A 22584-nucleotide genomic window follows, 5' to 3' on the forward strand; every position below is an offset into this window, starting at 1 on the left:
TGTTTCTTAATTATAAATCAAATTAATAATTTTTAATATTTATAAATTATATTTATAATATTATTTCTTATTACTTTTTCATTACCAGAACTGGTTTTCCTTTTTCTACTATATATGTTGCCAGTTCCGAAGCTTTTGCATGGCTGTTGTTTCTTGCAGAGTGAACTACGCCTGCCGGGATAAAAAGTACTTCTCCAGCCTTTAAAGTAACAGGAGACTGACCTTCAACTTCATACTCTAATACGCCATCAAGGACATAAATAACTTCCTCACCCGGGTGAGAGTGCTTTCCAAAAGCGGTATGAGCTTCAAAATCGATACGTGCCTGAACCGTTTCGTATCCGGGAACACTAAGATCATAACGTTGTAAATCAGTACGTTTTATTCCTGATTGCTGGGCAGAAGCAGTACTTGTAATAATTAATGCTAAAAAGCTAAGGGCAGAAACTGCGGTCGATGCAAAATTTAAAGTTTTCATGTTTTTAGTTTTATTTAATTTGTTGTTTTATTAATTTCCTTGTCAAAAGTACCAAGGCATTACCTGCATTGAAATGACAACATAGCCCGAATGGACAAACGGAGTAATGAAGTGGACAAAAGTGGAGTTATGAGTATTATGGATTATAAAATCCTGCAAGACTAGCTGTGATAAGATTCACCTTCTTTCCATATACCCGTTATAGATAGAGAATCTGAAATATTTTTGGTAGGATCACCTTTAACTAATAGTAAATCAGCTCTCATTCCTTCAGCAATTAATCCTCTGTCTGATAAATTAAATCTTTTGGAAGTTACTGATGTTGCAGATCTTAATGCCTCAATTGGGGTTAATCCGGCTTCTACCAACAGCTGCATTTCATGATGAACGCTCACGCCGTGTGCAAGACCGCCTAAATGGGGCATTGGTACTGATACATCTGTTCCTACAAGTATATCTACGCCTGCATCGCGTAAATCCTTCACGTTATTAAAGTTATCTTCCATATTGCCTTCCGGAAAAGTATTGAAACAAGAACACATTGTCATTTTCCAGTCTTCATTCAATTTATTTTCAACTCTTTCGTCATGGGCGACATGACAGGCAGAATTCCCAATAATCGATGAATTCAATACCAGACAAGGCGTTACAAAAATTCCTTTGCTGGCAATGGATTCTATAAGATCTTGTGTCCAATCCGGTCTATCGATAAATAAATGCGCCAGACCATCAACACCAATTGCGACAGCTGTTTTTGCTGCTTCGGCTGTTAAAACATGTGCTATGGCAATTTTACCTAATTTATGAGCTTCTTCTACTGCTGCTTTTAGTACGTGAGTTTCAATAACAGGTAAGCCTGGTGCATTCATTACGGTTCCTTCCTCAATCATTATTTTGAAATAATCTGCACCATTATTTACCTGACGATTCACAAAATCTATCGCTCCTTCAAGTGAAGTAACATCGGGACCTAATTCCTCTTCTTCTTTCTGAGCCTGGTGCGCAGCTATAAATATGGCTTTTTCTTCTTCGCTCATTTTCTCCATTTCTTTTAACACAAACTCAGGAATTCCATTTCCTTTTGGAATCAGCTCGTCGGGATGCCCCCCGGGAGCTGTCAAACCCATTCCGGCAGAACGAACATCAGCAGTATCAGTGATTCCTTTTAATTGCGTATCACGTCCTTTTTTGGTAAAACCTCCCATCATTTCCAACTCGGTGGTTATACCAAATTTTAATGCATCTTTTAAAAATTCAACTGATGTATGAACATGAGCATCTATTAAACCCGGCAGAAGAGTACATCCCGTTCCATCGATCACCTCATCTATATTCTGCGGCAATTTATTAGAAACTGAAACAATTACACCGTCAATAAAAACAACGTTTTTTTTACCAATCACATTTTTACCGTCAAACACATTCGCGTTTATGATGGCCTTACTTTTTAGTATTAGTCATTTTGTAGTTTTTTAAATTATTTTTTGCCAAAATTATCTAATCAATAAGGGTTAAAATAGCTACATTTGACACAAAAACAGCTTTAAAAGGTCAAAATAATGGAATTGAATGTTAGGAAGGAATTCGGTTTTTTAGAAGGTTTTGCTGATTTATTAGGTACCGAAGTAAAAAATGGAATATTAGTAATACCAGAAAATAAAGGCAAAGGATATTTAATGGGATTTAGATTAGAAAATTCAATAAATATGCTTGTCAGTTTTTATGAGTTTAATGATAATCTGCTTGCCAAGAGATTTGGAGGTCAAAATACATTAAATAGAATTTTATTTTCTTTTAATAATATTTTTCCGGATGCTCATTCAAAAAATAAATATTCAAGAGAAGATTTGCCTTCAATTCAAATTTTTAAAGGAAAACTAAATATTGAAACATTTTATCCGGGCAGAACCAAATTCAATTCTATTTTTATTGGAATTGATTCAGATAAATTAGCCAAAACTTTAGGATTACATATTGATAATGAAATTTTTAAAAATATTATTGACAGCGAACAATCCATTCTTTTTGAAGAGTTAATTTCTCCAAAAATTCAACAAGTAGCTTTGGAAATTATTCAAGCCGAAATTCGGGATTCTTTGAGTGATTTTTTCTTTAAAATCAAAGCCGAGGAATTAATATATCTCACTTTAAAAGAGCTTTTTAAAAGAGAAAATCCTACCACGCACGCCCTGAACCAAATCGATGTTCAAAAAATTTATAAAGTGAGAGACCTGATTTTAACCGATATTAATGAACCTCCGGTTATTAAAGATCTTGCTTCTCAAATAGGAATGAGCGAATCAAAGTTTAAAAGATTATTTAAACAAATATTTGGCGACAGTTTTTTTAGTTATTACCAAAAATTTAGAATGAAAGAAGCTGCACGATTACTAAAAGAAAATGAAATGTCTGTTTCACAAGTTGGTTTTAGTCTGGGATTTTCTAACTTAAGTCATTTTGCTAAAGTTTTTGAAGAACATATCGGAATGAAGCCCAAATCTTTTCAAAAAAAGAAATGGATTCAGGATTAAAATTGACACTTAATTTCTATTTGATTTAAAACAAATTTCAAGCAAAATTAAAATCAATCTCTCCTATTTATTACCACAAAAAAATAAAGAAAAGTAATCCAGATACAAAAGGTAAATAAGATTCTATTTACAGTGATTTGATCGTTATAGTTTTGTTTTTATTATTAAAAACAAAACTATGTCACTCAGATATTCACTCCTTTTGCTTGCCGTGATTACAAGCCCGGTTTTATTTTCACAAACAGTTTATCCAAAAATTACTGGTTATTTTGGGATAATGCATCCGGCGGTTACTTTTAGTGAACATGAAACCAATGTCAATTTTAGAGATTATTATGCTGTTGGTTTTCCAACCGGAATTAACATCTGGAAAAGTGAAAAAATCGGATTTTCTTTTGAAATAGTTCCCAACATAAAAGACGATCAGGGAACAGACAAAGTAACTAACTTATTATTTCATCCCGGTGTTCTTGTGGCTCTAGGCAATGGATATACTTTTGCCGGGAGGGCCGCTTTTGAAACCAGCGGCAGGTATGGTGTTACTCCCGTATTTAATAAAACCATCGTAAAAAATAAAACCTGCAGTTACTATGCAGCCGTACCATTGCCGGTTCGATTTGGCAACGATCATCCGGCTTCTTTTACAATAGGTTTTCAATTTGGGATTGCTTTTTAAATACTAGTATCATGAGCGAAAACTGCTGCCATCATTGGAGCTTTAGCAGGATCTGTAATTATCATTGCAAAAGAGGAACATTATTGATATTCAAACCATTATAAATAGCTATTGCAACTATTTTTTCTTTACTTTATATAAAAAAATCAGACGCCTTATATCATCCTTATTGCTGCTGTTTTAGGGGTAATCATTAAAATAGCCATCGTTTAAAAAGTAACATAATATTTTTAGGTACGTTTTTTGTTTCACTATCATTATTAATAATTTAAAAAAATAAAATTATGAAATCATTAAAATATTTATTCATAGGTTTTTTCCTTTTGACTATTCATTTTTCAAATGCTCAAGTGAATGTTAATGTCAATATTGGTACACCTCCGGCATGGGGACCAGTTGGATATAGTGAGGCACGTTATTATTATTTGCCGGATCTTGAAACGTATTATGATGTAAACACTTCAAATTATATTTACATCAGTAACGGAAAATGGTTAAGAGCCAGAACATTGCCTTCTGTTTATAGAAACTACGATCTTTACAACGAATATAAAGTAGTATTAACAGACTACAGAGGAAATACCCCGTATGACAATTTTAAAACGCATAAAGTAAAATACGGAAAAGGTTATAAAGGAAAACCTCAAAAAACGATTGGACAAAAACCGGGAAAAGGAAATAATAAACAAGGAAAAGACAAAGGAAATAATGGAAATGGCAACGGCCACGGAAACGGTAAAGGAAACGGAAAACACTAAAATTAAGAGGCTATTAAAAAGCCTCTTTTTTTATTTAGAAAGTCCAAATACTTTGATTCCCTTTTGGCACTGTAAATTTTCATTTATTATAATAAGTCAATCAATTCTCCTTCAGCATTAACGAGTATTTCCTCGCTAAACCCTTATTTAGGATATATCTGTTCAGAATAATTATTTTCAAAAGATTTTGTAATTGAACTAAGGTTTCCTAAATCATCATAAATAAAAGTTTCAAAAAAAGGATTAGCTTCATTACCATTTCTGTCAAATTGTTTCACTTCAATTTTATCAATAAACTTAGAATTATTATAAAAATATGATTCTTCACACCCTCCTCTTCTTCCTTGTGATAAAACTTTTTGAATTTTATTATCATCATTGTAATAATAAAAACTAATATTCATTAATGCCTTCTCATTATCAAAAAAATGATTTAGTATATTCTTTTTCGTAAATAAAAAACTGATAATAAAAATTGTTTTCGATTGATATTCCTTCTTTCACTTCAATTAATCGATTATTTTTATCATATCCATAAGAATACAAATCTTTAGTAGTTTTAATTCTTTCAATGTTATCAATTAATTTTCCTTGCTTAAAACTCTTCCTCTGATATGAATAAGGTAATGTTCAAAATAAGGTCCTTTAGAATATTTAATATTAATTAATTGTTCTTTGACTAATTCTTTAATGATATCGAAATCATCTTTTGCTTTTTCTAAATCTAATTTTAATTGCAATCTATCTAACATATTTTTTAATTATTTAAATTCCAAAAGTTCCGTTATCTAGTCTGTCAGCTATATCCATCAATTTATCCTCAAAATCAATTTTATTATTAATGTCTTTTAATTCATCGTATACATTGATCCTGGGTAAAGTACAACCCAGTTTCTGGATTATAGTATCTAAAGCGGTTATAATAAGACTCTCTCTACATCCTAATTCTGCTCTAACAAAACTATGAACAATTTTCAAAGTGCCTAATACTAAACAATTGTTTCTTACTTAAGGGAACTTCTGAATTTTCCAATATAACTTAAATCATTATAAGAAACTTTATATGGCTTTGGTATTTCAACTTCTGAATCTGTTAAATAGAATACTGCATTGCCTGAAAAAACGCCTAATTCTTCTGCTTTACTTACAACATTACCAATATTCTTCATTTGCTATAGGAAGATAATATTTTTAATGATGGTAAATCAATCTCATTTTTCAATACCAAAATATACTTATCAAAGAACTCATCTAAAGAAGATGCTATTTTAACAGGTTCTTCATATTCAGGTTCACTACCAGATACAATTGATCCTTTACCTTCACCATTGAGCACTATTGCAACGTAAGCGTATCCATTTTTAACACTCATCATAAACGGTAAATGATTGCTCCAAAAATTACTTACATATGCTTTTTGCTCCTCATCTTCTGCATATTCCATGCTATCAAATTCAAATTCATTCCAAGCAAATCCCTCACCTTCATTTGGCTTAGAGTAATCTTCTATAGAAAGAAACCAAACATTGTCCTCTTGATTTGCCAATGTTTTAAATGATTTTACAAATTCGACTAGGTCTTGATTTGTATTTAATAACCTACCATTAGCAATATTATTCAGATCAACTTCAATATCATTGTCTATTGATTCAAATTGCCAATCAAATTTTAATAGTTCTTGTATAAAATTATTGTATTTCATAATTGATTATTGACACTTAATTTTGTTTCTTACTCTTTTTTGAAATCCTGTGGCTTTAGAATGATCAGATTTTTTTATTTTAACACTAATTATTTTCTCCATATTAATGACATTTCATTTCAAACATAAACATTAATCTTAAATTTTAACATGAAAAAACGTAAAAAAAATTAAAATTTTAAAACTGTTAGTCTTATAAATAACAAAGCCCGCTAAGTAAGTGAGTTTTACAATCATTATCTTACAAGTAAATAAGCTTGCAATATCTAAACCCATTATAATAAAGTCCAGTCTCTACATCCTCATACAAAACTACCGAACGCTTTTAAAGTGCCTAGTAATAACAAAACCCGCTAAATTAGCGGGTTTTGTTATTTTTCATTCTCTTATAAAAGCTTGAGCCAACTAAATTATCTAAAATAAGTATTTAATATACTTTCTTTTTTCAGCATTCCCTCCTGCTGACAAAATATCTATCGCTACGCTATATTCTTCAGGGATTTCTCTATTGAAAACTAAATCTTTATAAGGATCTACATTTTTATCTAGTTTATAACATAAATAAAGTCTTTCATTTAATGAAGGATAAACAGCTAAATTTGTTAAATCATGTTTATCAATAATATCATTCGCATTTAATGGTATATCCTCCAATATTACAGAATCAATAACACCGCTTGGATGGGGTCTTGTGGGATTACCAGGTGTTGGTGACCACCATAAATTTTTTTAACTAAACTACCTCCTGATTCCTCCCCTATTATCGTAAATTCTAATTCATTTTCTGTTCCAGTCCATGTTTTAACCTTCCTGAATCCACTATTTTGCTTTATCCAAGTATCTGAATCTTCTCTTTTAGTATCAAGTATTGCTTCTTTTATTATTGATATATTACTAGATTTTAGAAATTGTGCTATTACAGCAGTTACAGTTAATGAATCAAAAATACTTGTATCAACTTTCCCCCAATTCTCATCTTCTCTAAAGGCTTTATAAAACCTTATATAAGGTTCTTTTAACATTTGAGCCAATACAAATATGCCTTTCTTGTTTCTATACTAATAATTTTACCTTCTTTCCAAGGTGTTGCTCTTTTTGACATATGACATAATCAAATTTATTTTAATTACTAAAAAACATCTAATGGATGATTTATTTCCAATACTTTTCTAATTCTTTATAATCTCCAAACCAAAACTTAAAAGCCTCTTTATTAATACCATCTTTACCAAGCCAGAAATCTACAGGGTAATTCCAATCAGAACTATGGGTTTTCCTTGGGGCAACTGAAAGGTTTGTATATTTTTCTAATAAACCTTTGTATTTATCTGTTTCTAAAATACTACAATAACCTAGAGTTTCTAACAATACTTGTCTCTGTTCAACTGTTATTTTTAAACCTTTAATTTTTCCAATATTTTTAAGTACTGTCTTTTTTAATGTATCATTTTCTTCAGTATTTAAAATGATATCTAATATTTCAGAAAAAATACGAAAATCTTCATCTTTAACTTCTGCATTTTTTATCTCATTGCTATTAAATACATGTAAATAATTATAATAATTTGATAAGCCATGACCTATTAATCCTCCCTCATTTATACATAAGTATAGTATCTCTAAACTTTTTTTACTTAGCTCCTTCGGATAACCATAAGCAGTCGAACAAATCCCACATGGGGATTCCCGGGCTAAAATCTGATTTTCTCTTAAAATAAATTTATGATTAGGAAATGTTTGCATAATTGCATAAACAGGTAGCGCAGATCGCAATTCGCGTTTATTTGAACTAAAACTCGCTAAAAAAGAATCAACAATAATTTTTTTATCGCATTTTTCATATTCTTCAAATAATTTAATATTCCATATATCATGGACATTTTCTAACTCTTCTTGCATAATAATTATTTACAACCTTTATTTTTTTGTCAAACCCAATTCTTGAAGTGCGGTAATTCACTTAGTTTTTTATCGTAAGACTTAGTCTTTCTTTTCTTTTAGAGATAACTTTGTTTAATATCATAATCCGTTTCCATATCACATTTCCCCTTTCACTATAAGCCTTGTGCATTATGAACAATACAATCATAAATGTAATAAAAATACTATTTAAAACAAGAAAAATAGACTTTGATTTTACTAATTTAATCTATTGCAAAATATTTATAAAACAAAACAGGCAACTAAAAAAGTTGCCTGTTTTGTTTTAATCAACTTAATATAGTTTACCTAATTTCCTCTACCAATTAGCTAAATTATTACAAAAATCTCTTTCAATGGCAATTTTTTCAAAAGCATCATTTTCTGTTCTTGATTTACTTCTAAAATAAAAATTGATGAAATTTAATTTAGATAGCTTAATTATATCTTCAAAATTTACAGCAGAATCTGTAATAGCAATTTTGCTTAAATTACTCAATTTAAAAATCATTTCGATATCTTTTAATTTTTTGTTTGTCAGCAGTTGTATCTTAGTAACATTACTACTTACTTCAGGAAAAACTTCAATGTTAGTATTGTTTATTATTATAGTTTGTAAGTGTGTTAAATCTGTCAGAAAAGAAAATTCTATGATTTTTTTACAGTTAACAAGTTCAATATTAACAATATTTGGATATTTTTCAACTAATAATTTTTCATTAATCAGTTCCTTAGAAATTTTTAGATGCTTTAAATTTTTATTTACTTCAACTTTTGCTAAGTCTAACTTTTCTATTGCTAATTTTTCAAGATTAAAATTCTCTAGTAATTTATATTTCTTACCATCGCTTAATCCTTCGATTTCAAATATTTTTAAATTTTTAAACTTGTTTAAAACCTCTATGTTAATGTTTTTATTATAAAATCCAAATAATGCAAAACTTTTTAAGTCACTAATATTTTGAACGTTATTTATTTGTTCTAATTCTTTTGAAGAATTAGATAATACATCAACCCCATTAACATTAGTTAAATACTCTAAAACTTCAAGGTTTCTTATTAAAGAATTTTCTGCTGTTTTATTATAATCACAAACTAAAACCAATTTTATTTCTTTATTTCTAATTTGCTCATTTAAAGCAATTAAAAATTCTTTTTTACATCCTTTTTCAATTAATATTATTCTTTTTTCTAAAATTGAATTAAATTTATTTTTTAAATCATCAATTTCAAGATTATCTATTTTCATAATTTTTTTATTTACATTTTAACAAAGGCTGATAATGATCTTTAATTTTCTTATCTATAATATCTTCATAATTGTCACCAAAGGTATCCTTCAACCATTTTTCTCCTAAATCTCTACGAAATGTTTTCTTTTTATTTCCCATATCGACAGGTCTTTGTGCATTAGTCATAGGATCTAAATCGCCAGCCCTTTCCATCTCTTTCATTCTCTCATATGTAATTTGTTCAACTCCTTGAGCTGTATCTGTATTTGGAATATCTTTAAAAATATCAGTTGCAGTAGATTTGTTTCCATATCTTCCAGCAGCATTATTTTTTGCTTTGCCAACATAGACCTCTGCATTTCTTAAATATACTGTTGAAAGACCAAAAATATCAATCCAGAAATTCGTGTCTCTAACATAAGAATAAAAAGCACTTCCACCTTCAAGTCCTATTGGGTCTTGACTCAAATATCTTCCAGTTTCAGGACTATAATAACGATGTCTATTATAATATAAACCTGTTTCTACATCTTCATATTGACCTAACTGCCTAAAAGGAATGAAATCTCGGTCTCCTCTTAAGTTTCTTAAATCACCATAAATGTCATAATCAGTTTCCCAAACCAGCTCTCCCGATTCACTTTATGCTTATATTGATGTGCAAATATAATGAGATCATGAAAATGATTTTCAAACAAAACCCGCTAAATTAGCGGGTTTGTTCTTAATATTTTGAAATAAATTTTATTATAAATCTGTATAAATGGAATGCCCTTCCTCTATAAAATTAAATCCTTTTAAATTTGCATCTTCACAAATCTTTTTAAACTCTTCGCTTACTATTATATAAGATTTATGTTCTTTCATTCGAATAATTGATTTTTCCTCCAAAGCATTTTGAATAAAATATGCTTTTTTAATAGTATAAAAATTATCTTCATCAACTTCAAATATTGAACGTTCTTTATCTAGAGCAAGATTAGAATTAAGAATAATAAGTGCAAAAAAATTATTATTCTCATTTCCTTTGTCATCCGAAATTATAGCTTCAATAAATTGAACTTCATTTTTATTAGCTAAAATTTCAAAACTGTTTTTAAAATTTGAACTAACTAATGGAGCATCAAAAGTTGGAAGTATATCATATTCATTTATATAGTTATCTATTTTGTTAACTTTATATTTTAATGGAGAATTAGTTTGTATAAATTCATCATTCACAAGGCTAAATCTATTAATAGAGTTGTTTTCAATATCAAAAACAAAGTACACATCTCTTTTGTAAAATTCTGATAATTCGTAATACATAATTATATTTTAATGACATTTAATTTTTCCTTCTCTTAGCCCACTACGGGTTTTTCCTCTTAATTTTTCAACTTCTGCTTTGTATTTTGCTTGGTCCCATCCTTGTGCCATACCTTTTTGATCAAGTACATCTAATTGTCTCCTCATATCTTTATTATATGCTGCATGCTGTTTATTCCATCCTTTATGTTGACTTCTAGTAGGATGAGTACCTTGTTCTTTTGGTAAATAAATAAGATTACTTGGTTTATCTACATCAAAATCAGCTGCTTTTATTGCCGGGTGGTCTGCCATTGATCGAGGAATTACGTGATGATTTTGATATCCATCAATTTTAGGCATATTTCCATAATTCCAAATTGTTAAACCAAATAAATCAATCTCGTAATTCGTATCAAACACATACGCATAGAAATTTGGGTTATCACCATTTACCCCAATTGGATCTTGGGATATATATGCCCCAGTTTCAGGAGAGTAATAACGATGTCTATTATAATAAAGACCTGTCTCCTGATCTTCATATTGCCCTAGTTGCCTAAAAGGTATAAAACTTCTATCTCCTTTTAGATTTCTTAAATCACCATAAATATCATAATCAGTTTCCCAAACTAGATCGCCTTTTTCATTATATGCTTGTATCGGCCTACCAATATAATCGTTTATAATTGAGAATTTTTCTTCTCCTACAATTTTAGCACTTGGCACAAAATTTCCACCTTCATAGACCCAGGTAATGAGATTTTCGATTGGTTCCGGTTTATCGTAAACCAAATCATCACCGTTAACAACCAGTTTAGGTCTTTCTTTTAAATCGTATTTCCACTCATGAATAAGAACATTTTCAACCCAAGAACAGCACTTTACCTGACTTTAAATAACGAAATTTACTACAAAAATATTTAATAATCAATCATTTTGAAACTTTTATTAAATATAAAAAGCAGAGAATAATACCCTGCTTTTTATTTTTATTTTATAATTATCATCTAATATTTTGACAAATTAAACAAATACTTATCATCTTCTCTAGGATCCATATAACCGTTAAATTCCTGAATTTTTTTAAATTCAAATGAGTAACCATAATTAGCCTCAGGATATTCTAACTTATTTTTTCTTTTATAACCAATTATATTAACTAAGTATTTACCACTTTCTAATTTGAATTTAAATGATTTATACAAAGTAATCCCATCTAATGTTTGATATGATATACTATCGTTAGTAGAATTTGTAAATTGTTCTACATTTAAATTTAATAAATTCCCGAACGATCCAACCCAAAATGTATTATCACTCAAATCAAGATTAAAATTTTCATATTTAAATTGCTTTTCCCAATCGTTATTGAAATAAATATCGTTTTCACTAATAATATATTTCGTTGATTCAATAGGTACAATAGGAATCCAAACACCTTCTTGCAATGACTTTATATACAAATCATGATTCTTTTGAAAAACTTCCAATATTTTTTTACTCTTTATTTTATTTTCTTTCAAAAAAACCAGTAATTTATCTACTGACATTATATATATTCCGTAATCTGTAATAGTTAATTTCTTTTCTAACATAATAATATTATTTACAAGGTATTTTTTTGCTTTTATATAATTCTTTTAATTTATCTAACGCTTCGCCAGGTGTCATATTTTCATATAAAATATCATCTGTTCCTGGTATCTTCATATATCCTTTGGTATCAATGTCTTTATAAGCTTTTGCTCCCTTATCAAAAAAATCATCAGCAGTTCCAGTAAATTTAGAACCATGATAAGGCACTCCTTCATTTATCAGATTTGTATGCATCTCGCCATGTAATGCTGCGGTATTTGCTCCATCATTAGGATACCAAGCAATAGAATTTGTCTGTGCCAATTCGGTTATACCTAAATTATTAGCTACAGATCTAGGCATAAGATGATGTCCCATACCGCTACCTAATAAATCTGAATACCATCCAAATTTATCAACCCGGCTATTTGAGTCCATTACATACGCATAAAATGCATTCCCTCCCAAAAGTCTAATTGGATCTTGAGACAAATATAATCCAGTGCTTACAGAATAATATCTAAACCTATTATAGTAAAGACCTGTCTCTACATCTTCATATTGGCCAAGTTGTCTAAAAGGTATAAATGATTTGTCTCCTTTTAAATTTTTTAAACCTCCATAAATATCATAATCAGTCTCCCAAACTAGATTTCCTAATTCATCATAAGCTTGTACAGGTCTGCCAATATAATCATTTATAATACTAAATTTGTTGTCTTCTACAATCTTAGCAATTGGTACAAAGGATCTTTCCTCGTACACCCAAGTAAACAAATTTTCAATTGGTTCAGGTTTATCGTAAACCAAATCATCACCGTTAACAACAAGTTTAGGTCTTTCCTTTAATTTGTATTTCCACTCATGAATAAGAACATTTCCATCCCAAAAATACCTAAAAATTTCTTTGTTTGCAATTTTTGCCGTACGTCTTCCAAGTGCGTCGTATTCAAAACTTACTATTTTTCCATCAGGGCTTATTACGCTTTCAAGCATCCCGTTTGCCAACCATTTATAGAGGGTATCTCCGTCCTGCCACTGCTCATGTTCTTCTTGTAAGCTTGTTTCTTCGGCTTTATTGCCTATAAGTTTATCAAAGAAGTTTGTTGCTTTTTCAAAAACAAGCGGTTTGGTAATATCACGGGGGCTTTTGTGTATTAAATTCCCCAGTTTGTCGTATTTGTAATAATATTTTTCATCTTTCAGTAGTTTTCCGCCTTTGCCGTATTTACGGTCACTGCGGTCGGCCGTTTTATATAAATTACCCACTGCATCAGGGGTTTTGTACAACTCTTCTTTTCCATCATAACTGGCTTTGGCAAGGTTTCCAAAATCGTCATAATCAAAATAGGTCAAACTTTGGGTCATTTGGTTTACTGCGCTTCTTAATTGCTGATTGGTGTCCCAATTATAAAAACGCGCTCCGGTGCGTCTGCCATTAGCAAATACTTCCTGCTCCTTTTGCTTGCCGCTATTGTTGTAACTCGTTTTTATGTGCAGTCCGCCTGTAGCAAAACGTTCTATTTCACGCCCTAACTCGTCTCTTCTCAAGGTAGTTTCCCAAGACTGGTGCTGCTCCTTAAGTTCGTTACTTTGTGCTTCTATTCGCTCTAATCTTCCTTTTTGGTCATAACTAGTATTAATATCAGCACCAAGGCTTGTGCTTATATTAGTACGTTGTCCGAAGGTATTATAAATTGCTATTAGAGTTATCCCATTTTTATTAGAATCAAGCTGTTGTTTTTGGGTTTCTTTTATTACACGTCCCACAGCATCTCGCTCAAAGTGTATGCTTACGTTTTGGTTAACTGCTTCAATTAGTAATCCATTTTTATTGTAGGTATAGGTTTCCCAGGTTCCGTCATGATAATCGGCTCTGGTAATACGTCCTAAGGCATCCTGCTCGTATTCTGTAAATTTTCCGTCTCCATGATCTATTCGGGTTACTTCTCCGGCAAGGTTGCGGCTGTATTTTTTTCGATACCGTCAAAAGCGGTTTCTTTTACAATGTATCCGGCTTTGTTTCGAACAAAATAATAAGCTTCATGGTCTTCGTTTTTAATCCCTACGAGCTGTTCCATCTTGTCATAGTCAAAACGTACTTTTACGCCATTTTGTTCTCTTGTAGAAAGGCTTCCTAATGGTGTGTACGTAAACTTAATGCTGTTTTTGTTGTCTTTTAAGGCTACCACATCATCATAACTATTGTAACTAAATTGTACTATGTTGCTGTCTTTCTCTACAATTTGCCTTACCCTGTCAAGCGCATCATAACTGAAATAATCTGCCATTTGCATTGGGGTATAGATCGCACGTACGCGACCACGATGGTCATACTCCCATGTTTTTAGTTTTTGGTCGTTTTCGCGCCATTCAATAAGGTTATACTGCTCATCATAAACCAGTTCGAGTTCGTTGTTGTTCTTGGCAACGCTCGCCAAAAGTCCGTCAGTATTATAGGTAAAATGGGTACTGGTTTTGTCTGGTGCTATAATGGTTTTTAGCTGGTGCGGGTTTTGGTCTTTGTATAAATATATTGTTTTTTGCCCTTCGGGATCTATGGCTATCGATGGTCGGTTTTCGTCATCGTAGAGCATCATTTCTTCGGTACCATCAGGATAGGTCGTGGCGATTTTATTGCCCATATCGTCGTAATTGAATCCCAGAATTCTTCCTTCCTGATCAATTTCGCGATAGAGTTCCATAAACTCTGTATAGTCATAAAAAACACTGTTGCCCATAGGGTCTTTTACCTGTGTTACCAACTGGCTTGGCTCATAATAATAGGTGGTTACGGCTCCGTTGGCATCGGTTACAAGGTTATAGCCTTCTTCGGGATGGTATTCGATCCAGCCTTCCTGCCATCCGCCATCGCCCCAAGTGTGTACACAGCGGTTTTGCGAATCATATTCCCAATAAAAAGTCTGTCCGTTACGGTCGGTTTTCTCCACCATAAGATGGTTTTGGAATTTAATAACGGTTGGTTTACCCAAAGCATCTATAATGGCAGACATGTTTTGGTGCTCGTCATATTCGTATGCTATCAAAAGTTCGTCTCCTTCGGGCCCCTGCAGTTCTAATTTCTGGATAAGTCCGTTTATGGTACTTACTTTTATTTCCCTGCCTGCTGCATCGATAATTTTGTTCAGGCGATATCCTGTAAATTCAAAAATAATGCACAGCCCATCTTGATTGGTTATTTGTGTAAGTTGGTATTTTTTGCCGTCAAAAAGGGTAAAATCATAAAAAGTTTGCCGGTGTGGTCGTAAGCCTGATATCCGTCTGGGGTTCTTTTTAATGTTGTTTTTTCTTCACGATTGTAAAATTCTTCATCGGGCATCAGGGCAGAAAACCCTACTAGTCGTCCATCGTCCATACGAAGTCCCAAAGCATCTTCATCCGGATATAACTCTACAGCCCTGTCATATACACAATGCACGCCATGACCAAGCCATCCGATATACCCAGAATCTGAGTACCAGTTGCGTTGCCAATTTAACGGTATCGGACTTGCAATATCAAAATCGCTTCCTTCATAAATAACGGCTCCGTTAACAAGATTTATAGGTTCGAACCCAAATCGACAAAGTAATTTTTTGAGTCCATCGGGGCATTTACCGCTAAGATTGAATTTTTTAACAAGGCCTCTTAGTTTTTTCAATAAGGTGCTAAAACCTATACTGGCTGCCAAACCCGTTAGCATTCCTGCCCAATCCGGAGAATAAGGACCTCCTACCATTACCGGTTTACCTGTAGGGATTGGTAATGAAAAAGAAGTTGGCGCAAAAAGTGTAGGTGCAAACGGAAGCATTTTTTTTCCTACTTTGGTTTTACCGATAGACATTGATAATGGAATCCCGATATCATTGCAGGTCATCAGCATATATCCTTTTGGACTAAGACGTGTACCATCTGAATATACTTTTTCTGAAGCAAAAAAGTTCATACTCTCGTGCCCAATAATAGGGGTTAGAATCCAAGGTGAAAAAAGCATAATATGCTGTAAAGTCACCAACATTCCCCCTGTATCTGAATTTCCTCGTTTAAATCCGTTAACATGCACATTGGTTCCTATAAAAGGAATATAATCTGCCGGATCAATAACCATACCTACATATGGATGAATGCCTAAGGGATTTGCCGGGGCAATAGTCACAAAATGAATGTCTATGCCTATTACAATGGTTAAATGATTATCGGTTAATAACATAATTAATTACGTATTGTTTAATTGATATTCCTCTTGTATTTGTTTTGCAATTTGTTTTGGATTGTCTTTCCAGTTTTCTCCAAAAATTAATACCATTCTATTCGAAATAGCTTCTTTTTCTGAATAATTAATTTTTGACTCGTTTTCTAAATAACTGTTGGCAATAAAAGTAAAATTGATGATTTTGAGTGTTTCATCTGTCAAAGCATATCCGTATTCGAAAGCATCGTTTAAAATTTCGGTATATTGTTGGTCTCTTTTTTTGCAGCCAATAACAGTGCATAATTATAGCCGTTTATTACCTGCATTTCCTGCTGGACTTCTTTAGCTATAGCGGTTTGCTTTAAAAAATAATCTATAGCAGTATCGCGTTTTCCCATGATGCTGTAATGTGAACCTTTGTACATGAGCAGCTGCATCAAGATGCCTGCAATATCTTGCTTGTCTTTATAAAAAGGCGTTGTTATTTTTATCCCTTTATCCAATAATTGATGAATAAGTTCCTGCTCATCCTTAAACTGAAATAAAAAACTGGCGTAAACAAGGTAAGAGGAAGCCCAAAAACTGGTTTCTCCTGTACTCTTGCTAATGTCTATAAGCTCGTTGCCCAGTTTTTTTACTTTTTCCTGCTTTTTATCTTTTGCCGCTTCACCAATTTCAAATAAACATTTTCTATAGCGCACCTGCGGATCGTTTGGGTTTCCTTGTGAGGCTATTTCCTTATACGCTTTATTTATTTCCTGATTAGGGATTTCTATTATGGTTCCTTTTTGTTTTACGAAATCAATTAGTTTATTGTACAGTTTTCTTTCCTTATAATCAAGAAATAAGAACCCTATATTGTCTGGTAATAAGACTGTAAGTTCTTTTATACTCTCTATTAATAAATCAGGATTAGTGGCTTTTTTTATTAAAAAACTAACGATTAAAAGGTTGCCGGTTTTTGCCTCAAACTTTTTAAAACTTACCAGCATTTTAATATAAAAATCTTTAAGATTTTCGATGCTTAGCTTATCGATTTCCGGTAATATTTGCTTAAAAAACTCAAAGTCTTCCCATTTCCAACCGGGATTTTTTTCAGGTCTTCTTCAAAAGTCAGTATCCATTGTTCTATAATCGTGGCGTAAAAACTTTTTTATCATAAAAATCAATCATAAAAGCAACAAACGAATCATCTGATTTGCCATATACCGAAGATTCTAAGCGAATAAAACCATCCAGCAACGGGAAATCCTCTGTAGAACAAACCATGCTGAATATTTGTGCTTTTGGTTTGTCTTTTCTGGTTTTATTCCATATTTTTTGAATGTTTTCGACTCTTACGGCAATAGGATTGTGAGCGTTATTCATTTCTAATTTTTAATTTAAATTTACGATTCCACCTTTAACGTTAGTCATAGTTTTACCATCTATATCAACGACCATTCCTTCTGCCAGAATTGTATTTTTCCCTTTAATATTAATACTTGGTGCTTCATCAGTAATTTGAGTATCACTTTTAACGGTCACTTCATCTGTCCCGGAAACGAGTACTTTTTTACTGTCAACACTTATTTCATTAGTTCCGCTAATGCTTACTTTTTCATCAGCAATAAGGTTTATTTCTTTTGATTGTATATCGACCTTATTTGGCGCATAAATAGTCATTGTTCCGTCTCCGTTAAGCATTATCATATTACCACTTGGATCTGTCGCCGTAAAGGTGTTTTTTCTTCATCGAGAATAAGCGAAGTTCCGCCTCTTGTGGCAAAGCTTCTTTTGTTATTGTCTTTTCCACCGCCACCGCCGCTTTTTCCGTGAAAAACACTTCCTAAAATAAAAGGTCGGTTAGGATCACCATAACGAAAATGTACCATTACATGATCGCCTACGTCCGGAATAAATACCATTCCTCGATTGGTTCCTACTTTATCACTACTACCAGCATCAGGCGTCATGACACGCAGCCAGGCGGTTTTCATTTGAGTGCCTTGCTGCCAAAGCATCTGAACTCTGACTCTACCTTTATTTTGAGGATCTGTATTGCTTTCTACTACAGCCTGCTGTGTTTGAGCAATTGGATACGCAACATCCGGTTCCGGTAAACTCAGTACTTTTGAAGGTATGGCCCTGAAATTATTTTCATACTCTCCCAAATGTGTCGCATAATGACTAATTTCTGTAATTATAAAAGAGCCTACTTCTTGTGTCAACATACTTGAGTTTTCTAAAACACTTGATTGTATGGTAACAATGCTTCCTACTTTTAGTTTTGAGTTTTTTGTAGTTGCTGAAACATAATTAGTATTGGCTGCTGCGCTTTCCTGTTTCTTTTTTAAGAAAGATTCTAAAACCAAATCATCACCGGTACTCACTATACCATGCGTAAACGCAGGTGTTGCAAACACTTCTTTTGAGCTTGCAAATGCTTCATTACCTAATTTTGGCAATCCGCTTACTGTGTCTTTTGATTTTGCAGTATAGCGTTTATCAGCACCTTCATTATATGTAAAAGCACTAAATTTATTAGGGACGGCCTGCACTGATATTTTTAGTTTGGAAATCTCACTATTGTAAGTTAACGATATAGGACTATCAAAGCTTTTAGGTTTACCGAATATTAATTTTTCACCATCATAATACAACCATTCATTGTATTGTTTTGCTAATCTCTGGATGAACTGAAAATCTGTTTCGAGATATTGATTCTGATAATCCATCTTACTGGTATATTCAGGATTGATATCATTTTGCAACTGTTCTCCTGCTCCATTTTTTATTACCTCTTTTATGATATCTTTTAAAGGCAGTTCTTCCCAGGAATGCAACTTTTCACCAGACTCTAATAATATGGTTTTAGAATAGCCTGAAACCACAATATGATTTCCTGAATGTCCGTCTTCCTGATCGAAATCTATATTGGTAACAACTCCCAAAAAATTATTATTCTCTTCCAGCACAATGTGTACTACCTTACCTAACCATGCCTGTGCATTTTCGAGCGTATATGCCAAAGGACTTTCTACAGCAGCATGTGGAACAAGGATTTCAAATCGATGATGGTCATTTATTACTTGTACCAACTCAATGCTGGTAAAGTGGCTTATTTTTTTAGAATCTATTCCAAAAATTATTGTTGGTGGTGTCATAGTTTATTTTTTTGTATTAGTAGCAAATCTTAAGGAATATTATTGTTATTTGTATTTAAAAACTTAAAAAAAGCTTCATTGCTTTCAAGCATTTCAGCGGTTAAATCCAGGTCTTTAGTTCCTTGATGTGTTATTGTTTTTTTCCTAGTTTGTAATAATGAACGGTTGTTTTTCCTTCATAATTCAAGCTATTTGTACTTATAATTATCTGGCTTTTTTCATTAAAATAAAAAGAATTGATAGCTGTTGTCAGGATATCATCGGATGTCTCTTTAAATTGATAGTTAATTTGTTTTTTATTTATTAGATCAATTACTATCAGGTTTATTCTATTATTAACCTCACTTAATGGTAATAAAAGCATTTCATTATCTGTGATATAACAATCTCTGGATTTATCATTTACAATCAGGCCATTTAAAGGAAATACTTTATCGAATCGATTTAGATATCCTATTTTTATAATATCTTTTTTGTTTTGACTAATATGAATACTATCATTATAATACTTAATCGTATATAAAGCTCCTACCTTGTCTTTAACTTCAAGGCTGTCAATTTCTAATTTATTTTGCTCATTTTTGACTATCTGTTTTGAAATATCTTTTTCTTTGGTCTTTGCATTACATCCAAAAAAAACAAAAACAATTAAAATTATTTTGAGTTTAAAAAAATTAGTTAATTTCATTTGAAATAGAATTGAATTTTTCGTTTTGTCTAATAAGTAATCTCTTTTCATCCTCTAGTTTAATTTTTCCCGGATCTGTGAATAAAATGGAGTTGTTTGTTAAGAGGGCATTTATTTCCTTTAATCTTTCTTTATTTTCCTCAACTTGATAGTCTAAACTCTTTTTAAAACGTTTTTTAAAATCGCTTATCTGATTTAATAAATGTTCCCCATAATGATTTTTACCTGCACTATCCTTATCGGCATTATAGGTATATTTACCAGCATGTCTTTCTTTTTCTGTTGGATAATATTTTCCTGTATTGAAAGCTTTATCAATATCATCTGCTGTTATATTATCCTGAGTTATTATTGTTGAAAAATAACTCCAGTTTTTATTTATTTTATTAAAATAATCTGTCAAAGCCGCCTGATAACCTCCCAAGCTTGAATAATCTTTCACACTACCGTGAGTAGTACTTCTTTTAGAAGGTTTCCCCATTACTCCAAATAAATTATAATCGCCGTTTTTTATTGCAGATACTCCATATCCGCTTTCTAAACTTGCCTGCGCTAAAACTAATAATGCACCCTTACCAGATGCTCCTTTTGCTTTTGCAAAATCATAAATATCAATGGCAATTGTTGTCAAAAACTCATGATGAAGAAGTTTTTCTTTTTTAAATGATGAACTTAAATTTTTAGATTTAACATCTTCTGCAACACGATAGCCTTGTACGCTTCTTCGCTGCATCATCGCCGACAACTTATCTGTATTTTCCCATTGACCTGTTTGCCTGTTATATTGAGGACCTTTAACACCTAATGAGCTGGCATTTTTATGTTTTCCTGAGGATGAAGATTTGGCCATGGTAAAATTTATTAATTTGAAATATTTCAATACACATTAAATCATATATCTTATTTCGGTTTATTCAGAATATTATTTTGGTCGTTTACTAGGTTTAGGTTGGTTTTATTTCATTTTACCAATATTTTAGAGCTTCTACTAACAAATTTATTTTTGATCAACAATCCTTTTGCAAAAAAATACGACGAGAAAAAACAAATACAATTGTTCCACACCAAAGAAATATATGTGGAAATGATTTGATATATAAAACTGATGGATAATCTGGGGGATCCATTATTAAAAAACGCTCCAGATTTTCGCATAATAAAAGTGCAAATAGTGAAACTACTCCTGAGAAGCTATTTCTTTTTTCTTTTTCATTATATATGGAATTAAAAAAAGTCCTGTTATAATACCAATAGAATATTTCAAAACCCAAAAAGGACTATTCTTAAACAGATAGGCAAATACAGCTGAAAAAAACTGGCAATAAATAATAGCAGAAGTAATTTTGAAATAGATAAAAGAGGATTTTTTTATCATAAAATAAAAACATGAATAAACAACTTAAAGATGTTGCTATTCCTACTCTCATTATATAGAAATATTCAGCTAAAAAATTCCTGTCAATAGACTCAATAGTCATCAATATAATAAAAGAATACATGTAAAAAATTCCAAATAGCATCAAGAATAAAATACCAGACAACATCTTTTTCAATAAAAAGTTCTTATCTAAATTACTATAAAGAAAATCTTGTTGTTGCATATCTTATTATTTAGTATCAGTTACCTTATACATTTCAATTCAAGGCATTAAGAACAAATAAAATTACAGCTAGATAACTACTCATTTTTAGTAATGATTAGCCTAATTTTTGTTTGATATCTTGTAATTCTAATTTATTTTTATTCTTCTCATCCGCATAAAAAAGAAGAAAAAAATATCACCACACAAATAGTTCTCAAAAAATTACAGATATTTTCTTTATAGTTAGAAAACTCCTATAAGTTAGATGAGTAAAAAATATTACTATTTTAAAACACTAAGATTTTATAAAAACAAGAAGCGGTGCTTGACCGCTTCCTGATAATTGAGATAAATTAGATTTTAGCCCAATTGTTATCTAATGTTGCATTACCTAATGTAATTTTTTCTGCTGAGAAAGTGATCTCAGTAGTCATTGGAGTTTCTGCCATAGCATCAAGTTGCTCACTGAAGAATACAATAAATGCATTTTCAAAAGAAAGTTCTTTCATTACTTGTTCAGAATCTGCTTTGAAAAATTTTACTTTTCCGCTTACAGGTTTGTGCTGACTGTTTACTGCCTGTTCGATAACAGTAGTATTGTCTGTAGATTTTAATTTTAGGTTTAATCTACCTCCTTTAATTTCAGATGAAACTGCTCCTTTACCATCAGTATGTCTTAACATATCGACTTTTGAGAATAATACTTGGTACTCGTTTCCTTCGAATTCTAAAATTGCTTTAAATGCCATAATAAAAATAATTAAGTTAAAAAATGTTTTTTTAGAATCCTCTTTATTTTGTATGACTAGTATT

General features: G+C 31.5%; 29 protein-coding genes. 3 read left to right on the top strand and 26 right to left on the bottom strand.

All coding sequences use genetic code 11. The annotated features are described in order from the left end of the window. Window positions 1-70: 70 nt before the first annotated feature. Both ACZZZT_RS21980 and ACZZZT_RS21985 read right to left on the bottom strand, forming a co-directional pair. Window positions 71-478: a cupin domain-containing protein gene (locus tag ACZZZT_RS21980; protein ID WP_042566668.1), complete on the bottom strand. Its 408-nt coding sequence runs from the start codon at window positions 476-478 to the stop codon at window positions 71-73. A 161-nt stretch (window positions 479-639) separates the two neighbouring features. After that, window positions 640-1899, bottom strand: a complete 1260-nt coding sequence (locus tag ACZZZT_RS21985; protein WP_463461938.1) for an amidohydrolase family protein — start codon at window positions 1897-1899, stop codon at window positions 640-642. A 138-nt stretch (window positions 1900-2037) separates the two neighbouring features. On the opposite strand from ACZZZT_RS21985, the gene ACZZZT_RS21990 reads away from it, so the two are divergent. The 3 genes from ACZZZT_RS21990 (at window position 2038) to ACZZZT_RS22000 (ending at window position 4443) form a co-directional block, all read left to right on the top strand. After that, the gene (locus ACZZZT_RS21990; protein WP_463461939.1) at window positions 2038-3009 is read left to right on the top strand and encodes a helix-turn-helix transcriptional regulator; all 972 of its coding nucleotides are present in this window, start codon (window positions 2038-2040) and stop codon (window positions 3007-3009) included. 178 nt (window positions 3010-3187) lie between these two features. Continuing rightward, a complete protein-coding gene (locus ACZZZT_RS21995; protein WP_463461940.1) occupies window positions 3188-3685 on the top strand; it encodes a hypothetical protein in 498 nt (165 codons plus the stop codon). 284 nt (window positions 3686-3969) lie between these two features. Next, window positions 3970-4443 (top strand): hypothetical protein, encoded by a 474-nt coding sequence (locus tag ACZZZT_RS22000; protein WP_073392800.1) that lies wholly within the window; start codon window positions 3970-3972, stop codon window positions 4441-4443. Window positions 4444-4586: 143 nt separating this feature from the next. Here ACZZZT_RS22000 and ACZZZT_RS22005 read toward each other — a convergent pair whose 3' ends face one another. The 24 genes from ACZZZT_RS22005 to tssD all read right to left on the bottom strand — a co-directional run bounded on the left by ACZZZT_RS22005 (window position 4587) and on the right by tssD (window position 22520). Then, entirely contained in the window at window positions 4587-4847 is a 261-nt protein-coding gene (locus ACZZZT_RS22005) for a hypothetical protein (RefSeq protein ID WP_463461941.1), read from the bottom strand. 177 nt (window positions 4848-5024) lie between these two features. Continuing rightward, entirely contained in the window at window positions 5025-5195 is a 171-nt protein-coding gene (locus ACZZZT_RS22010) for a hypothetical protein (RefSeq protein WP_463461942.1), read from the bottom strand. Window positions 5196-5208: 13 nt separating this feature from the next. Beyond that, window positions 5209-5421, bottom strand: a complete 213-nt coding sequence (locus ACZZZT_RS22015) for a hypothetical protein (RefSeq protein WP_463461943.1) — start codon at window positions 5419-5421, stop codon at window positions 5209-5211. 26 nt (window positions 5422-5447) lie between these two features. Beyond that, on the bottom strand, window positions 5448-5612 hold the full coding sequence (locus ACZZZT_RS22020; protein WP_463461944.1) for a hypothetical protein: 165 nt from the start codon (window positions 5610-5612) through the stop codon (window positions 5448-5450). Continuing rightward, window positions 5609-6145: a hypothetical protein gene (locus tag ACZZZT_RS22025; protein ID WP_463461945.1), complete on the bottom strand. Its 537-nt coding sequence runs from the start codon at window positions 6143-6145 to the stop codon at window positions 5609-5611. The genes ACZZZT_RS22020 and ACZZZT_RS22025 overlap by 4 nt, the downstream gene beginning before the upstream one ends. Before the next feature lie 414 nt (window positions 6146-6559). Further along, window positions 6560-6799 carry a hypothetical protein gene (locus ACZZZT_RS22030; RefSeq protein ID WP_463461946.1) on the bottom strand — a complete coding sequence of 80 codons (240 nt, stop codon included), beginning with the start codon at window positions 6797-6799 and terminating at the stop codon, window positions 6560-6562. 2 nt (window positions 6800-6801) lie between these two features. Next, the gene (locus tag ACZZZT_RS22035; RefSeq protein ID WP_463461947.1) at window positions 6802-7167 is read right to left on the bottom strand and encodes a hypothetical protein; all 366 of its coding nucleotides are present in this window, start codon (window positions 7165-7167) and stop codon (window positions 6802-6804) included. A 130-nt stretch (window positions 7168-7297) separates the two neighbouring features. Further along, window positions 7298-8044 carry a hypothetical protein gene (locus ACZZZT_RS22040; RefSeq protein ID WP_463461948.1) on the bottom strand — a complete coding sequence of 249 codons (747 nt, stop codon included), beginning with the start codon at window positions 8042-8044 and terminating at the stop codon, window positions 7298-7300. 340 nt (window positions 8045-8384) lie between these two features. Continuing rightward, window positions 8385-9314, bottom strand: a complete 930-nt coding sequence (locus ACZZZT_RS22045; protein ID WP_463461949.1) for a hypothetical protein — start codon at window positions 9312-9314, stop codon at window positions 8385-8387. A 7-nt stretch (window positions 9315-9321) separates the two neighbouring features. Beyond that, a complete protein-coding gene (locus tag ACZZZT_RS22050) occupies window positions 9322-9924 on the bottom strand; it encodes an RHS repeat-associated core domain-containing protein (protein ID WP_463462481.1) in 603 nt (200 codons plus the stop codon). A gap of 120 nt (window positions 9925-10044) precedes the next feature. Next, window positions 10045-10605, bottom strand: coding sequence for an imm11 family protein (locus ACZZZT_RS22055; RefSeq protein ID WP_463461950.1), 561 nt, complete (start codon window positions 10603-10605; stop codon window positions 10045-10047). A 9-nt stretch (window positions 10606-10614) separates the two neighbouring features. After that, window positions 10615-11379, bottom strand: coding sequence for an AHH domain-containing protein (locus tag ACZZZT_RS22060; RefSeq protein ID WP_463461951.1), 765 nt, complete (start codon window positions 11377-11379; stop codon window positions 10615-10617). Between the two features lie 215 nt (window positions 11380-11594). After that, entirely contained in the window at window positions 11595-12182 is a 588-nt protein-coding gene (locus ACZZZT_RS22065) for a hypothetical protein (protein WP_463461952.1), read from the bottom strand. A 7-nt stretch (window positions 12183-12189) separates the two neighbouring features. Beyond that, on the bottom strand, window positions 12190-13932 hold the full coding sequence (locus ACZZZT_RS22070; protein WP_463461953.1) for an RHS repeat domain-containing protein: 1743 nt from the start codon (window positions 13930-13932) through the stop codon (window positions 12190-12192). A gap of 173 nt (window positions 13933-14105) precedes the next feature. After that, complete coding sequence (locus ACZZZT_RS22075; protein ID WP_463461954.1) at window positions 14106-15209, bottom strand: hypothetical protein; 1104 nt, start codon at window positions 15207-15209, stop codon at window positions 14106-14108. 149 nt (window positions 15210-15358) lie between these two features. Then, window positions 15359-16372 (bottom strand): DUF6531 domain-containing protein, encoded by a 1014-nt coding sequence (locus ACZZZT_RS22080; RefSeq protein WP_463461955.1) that lies wholly within the window; start codon window positions 16370-16372, stop codon window positions 15359-15361. 6 nt (window positions 16373-16378) lie between these two features. Next, window positions 16379-16576 carry a hypothetical protein gene (locus ACZZZT_RS22085; protein WP_463461956.1) on the bottom strand — a complete coding sequence of 66 codons (198 nt, stop codon included), beginning with the start codon at window positions 16574-16576 and terminating at the stop codon, window positions 16379-16381. Window positions 16577-16602: 26 nt separating this feature from the next. Next, the gene (locus ACZZZT_RS22090; protein WP_463461957.1) at window positions 16603-17346 is read right to left on the bottom strand and encodes a hypothetical protein; all 744 of its coding nucleotides are present in this window, start codon (window positions 17344-17346) and stop codon (window positions 16603-16605) included. Between the two features lie 136 nt (window positions 17347-17482). Then, a complete protein-coding gene (locus ACZZZT_RS22095) occupies window positions 17483-17722 on the bottom strand; it encodes a hypothetical protein (RefSeq protein ID WP_463461958.1) in 240 nt (79 codons plus the stop codon). A 9-nt stretch (window positions 17723-17731) separates the two neighbouring features. After that, window positions 17732-18046 (bottom strand): hypothetical protein, encoded by a 315-nt coding sequence (locus ACZZZT_RS22100; protein WP_463461959.1) that lies wholly within the window; start codon window positions 18044-18046, stop codon window positions 17732-17734. Next, complete coding sequence (locus ACZZZT_RS22105) at window positions 18043-19500, bottom strand: type VI secretion system Vgr family protein (RefSeq protein WP_463461960.1); 1458 nt, start codon at window positions 19498-19500, stop codon at window positions 18043-18045. The genes ACZZZT_RS22100 and ACZZZT_RS22105 overlap by 4 nt, the downstream gene beginning before the upstream one ends. Before the next feature lie 130 nt (window positions 19501-19630). Continuing rightward, entirely contained in the window at window positions 19631-20188 is a 558-nt protein-coding gene (locus tag ACZZZT_RS22110) for a hypothetical protein (RefSeq protein ID WP_463461961.1), read from the bottom strand. Continuing rightward, window positions 20175-21038: a glucosaminidase domain-containing protein gene (locus tag ACZZZT_RS22115; RefSeq protein ID WP_463461962.1), complete on the bottom strand. Its 864-nt coding sequence runs from the start codon at window positions 21036-21038 to the stop codon at window positions 20175-20177. The genes ACZZZT_RS22110 and ACZZZT_RS22115 overlap by 14 nt, the downstream gene beginning before the upstream one ends. A 1086-nt stretch (window positions 21039-22124) precedes the next feature. Beyond that, window positions 22125-22520, bottom strand: a complete 396-nt coding sequence (gene tssD / locus ACZZZT_RS22120; RefSeq protein WP_042563897.1) for a type VI secretion system tube protein TssD — start codon at window positions 22518-22520, stop codon at window positions 22125-22127. Window positions 22521-22584 lie beyond the last annotated feature (64 nt).

The sequence above is a fragment of the Flavobacterium sp. AC274 genome (assembly GCF_979258275.1).

Coding starts and splice junctions, on each gene's coding strand:
- ACZZZT_RS21980 (WP_042566668.1), bottom strand. CDS start 478: ATGAAAACTTTAAATTTTGCATCGACCGCAGTTTCTGCCCTTAGCTTT.
- ACZZZT_RS21990 (WP_463461939.1), top strand. CDS start 2,038: ATGGAATTGAATGTTAGGAAGGAATTCGGTTTTTTAGAAGGTTTTGCT.
- ACZZZT_RS21995 (WP_463461940.1), top strand. CDS start 3,188: ATGTCACTCAGATATTCACTCCTTTTGCTTGCCGTGATTACAAGCCCG.
- ACZZZT_RS22000 (WP_073392800.1), top strand. CDS start 3,970: ATGAAATCATTAAAATATTTATTCATAGGTTTTTTCCTTTTGACTATT.
- ACZZZT_RS22005 (WP_463461941.1), bottom strand. CDS start 4,847: ATGAATATTAGTTTTTATTATTACAATGATGATAATAAAATTCAAAAA.
- ACZZZT_RS22010 (WP_463461942.1), bottom strand. CDS start 5,195: ATGTTAGATAGATTGCAATTAAAATTAGATTTAGAAAAAGCAAAAGAT.
- ACZZZT_RS22020 (WP_463461944.1), bottom strand. CDS start 5,612: ATGAAGAATATTGGTAATGTTGTAAGTAAAGCAGAAGAATTAGGCGTT.
- ACZZZT_RS22025 (WP_463461945.1), bottom strand. CDS start 6,145: ATGAAATACAATAATTTTATACAAGAACTATTAAAATTTGATTGGCAA.
- ACZZZT_RS22035 (WP_463461947.1), bottom strand. CDS start 7,167: ATGTTAAAAGAACCTTATATAAGGTTTTATAAAGCCTTTAGAGAAGAT.
- ACZZZT_RS22040 (WP_463461948.1), bottom strand. CDS start 8,044: ATGCAAGAAGAGTTAGAAAATGTCCATGATATATGGAATATTAAATTA.
- ACZZZT_RS22045 (WP_463461949.1), bottom strand. CDS start 9,314: ATGAAAATAGATAATCTTGAAATTGATGATTTAAAAAATAAATTTAAT.
- ACZZZT_RS22055 (WP_463461950.1), bottom strand. CDS start 10,605: ATGTATTACGAATTATCAGAATTTTACAAAAGAGATGTGTACTTTGTT.
- ACZZZT_RS22065 (WP_463461952.1), bottom strand. CDS start 12,182: ATGTTAGAAAAGAAATTAACTATTACAGATTACGGAATATATATAATG.
- ACZZZT_RS22080 (WP_463461955.1), bottom strand. CDS start 16,372: ATGTTATTAACCGATAATCATTTAACCATTGTAATAGGCATAGACATT.
- ACZZZT_RS22090 (WP_463461957.1), bottom strand. CDS start 17,346: ATGCTGGTAAGTTTTAAAAAGTTTGAGGCAAAAACCGGCAACCTTTTA.
- ACZZZT_RS22095 (WP_463461958.1), bottom strand. CDS start 17,722: ATGAATAACGCTCACAATCCTATTGCCGTAAGAGTCGAAAACATTCAA.
- ACZZZT_RS22100 (WP_463461959.1), bottom strand. CDS start 18,046: ATGATAATGCTTAACGGAGACGGAACAATGACTATTTATGCGCCAAAT.
- ACZZZT_RS22105 (WP_463461960.1), bottom strand. CDS start 19,500: ATGACACCACCAACAATAATTTTTGGAATAGATTCTAAAAAAATAAGC.
- ACZZZT_RS22110 (WP_463461961.1), bottom strand. CDS start 20,188: ATGAAATTAACTAATTTTTTTAAACTCAAAATAATTTTAATTGTTTTT.
- ACZZZT_RS22115 (WP_463461962.1), bottom strand. CDS start 21,038: ATGGCCAAATCTTCATCCTCAGGAAAACATAAAAATGCCAGCTCATTA.
- tssD (WP_042563897.1), bottom strand. CDS start 22,520: ATGGCATTTAAAGCAATTTTAGAATTCGAAGGAAACGAGTACCAAGTA.